This is a genomic window from Polaromonas sp. P1_E1_2, from assembly GCF_056406035.1.
In genome coordinates this window covers 1-1,169 of record NZ_JBFUAZ010000890.1, presented here as the reverse complement: position 1 = coordinate 1,169, position 1,169 = coordinate 1, and the positions used below count along the sequence as shown (strand labels likewise).

The window sequence follows — 1,169 nt, the reverse complement described above, 5'->3', positions numbered from 1 at the left end:
CTCCAAGGTAAGTTGAGGAATCGTCAGTGGGTTTGGCCGAAGCACGGCCGGGCTTGCGAACACGGGAGGGCGGCGAGGACGCCGCCTTGTTGCTGGGGCTCTGCGCATCCAGTGGACTTAATGCACTGCGCAGATGCGACAGCGGGTCGCCGGCGCCGACCTGCAGCTTGAGCGCGGCCTGCACGCTGCCGATATGGGCTTGCATGAGCTTTTCAGCCTTGGCCAGGTCGCCCTTTTCAAGCGCCTGCACGATCTGCACATGCTCTTCGCAGGATTGCGCCGCGTCGTGCGACGACTGGTAGAGCATGGCAATGAGTGTGGTGCGCGCGGTGAAGTCGCGCAGGGTATCGGCCAACAGGCTGTTGCCCAGGCATTCGGCCAGGCACACATGAAAGTCGCCCAGCAAAAAACTGCGCAGGCCCACGTCGTCGCCCTTGACGGCGGCTTTCTCGCGGGTGAGGTGGCTTTTGAGCTGCTTGATGGCAGCCTTGCTGACGTCACCGGTACAGCGGATCAGGCCCATCTCGATCACGCGGCGCGCCTCGAAGGCTTCGCGCGCCTCTTCCTGCGAAGGCTCGATGACGTACCAGCCACGCCGGCTGCTGACGGTAACGATGCCGCGCACCGCCAGCCGGGTCAGGGCCTCACGCACGATGGTGCGGCTGCAGTCAAACAACATGGCCAGCTGCTGCTCGCCCAGGCGCGCGCCGGGCGCAAGCTTTTGCGCCATCACGGCTTCAATGATGCGGTTGGAAATGTCGGAGGCGGTGGCCATGCACCAGACAGTGCATATCCCGTGCCAGCCGCCAAACTGGTTCAATCAACTGGTATACAAGCTATGTGCACCTATCTGGCGTGCCAAAAGGCCCGGTTTGCGGGTTTTTGGGGCTGCCCGCACCAGAACGGGGAGTGACGCGGCCCGCGGCAGATGCCCGCGGTTTGCCGCGCGGGGAGCTGGTTAGTCCAGCTTTGCACCGGAAGCCTTGACCGCCTGGGCCCAGCGCGGCATTTCAGTGGCCAGGAACTGGGCGAATTCGTCACTGCCCATGAAGGCAGGGTCGGCCCCTTGCGTGACCATGCGGTTGCGGATGTCCGGGCTGGCCATGACTTGCCTGAAGGCATCGCTGAGTTTGGCGGTCACGTCCTTGGGCAGGCCGGCGGGTGCGAGG

Annotated in this window: 2 protein-coding genes; both read right to left on the bottom strand. The window is 64.3% G+C overall.

What is annotated here, in order from left to right; all coding sequences use genetic code 11:
* Positions 1 to 775, bottom strand: a 775-nt coding sequence (locus tag AC1D1P_RS23830) for a GntR family transcriptional regulator (protein ID WP_477674716.1), incomplete at its 3' end; no start/stop codon positions are given.
* Between the two features lie 183 nt (positions 776 to 958).
* A partial coding sequence (locus AC1D1P_RS23825) for a tripartite tricarboxylate transporter substrate-binding protein (protein WP_477674715.1) occupies positions 959 to 1,169 on the bottom strand: 211 nt, incomplete at its 5' end.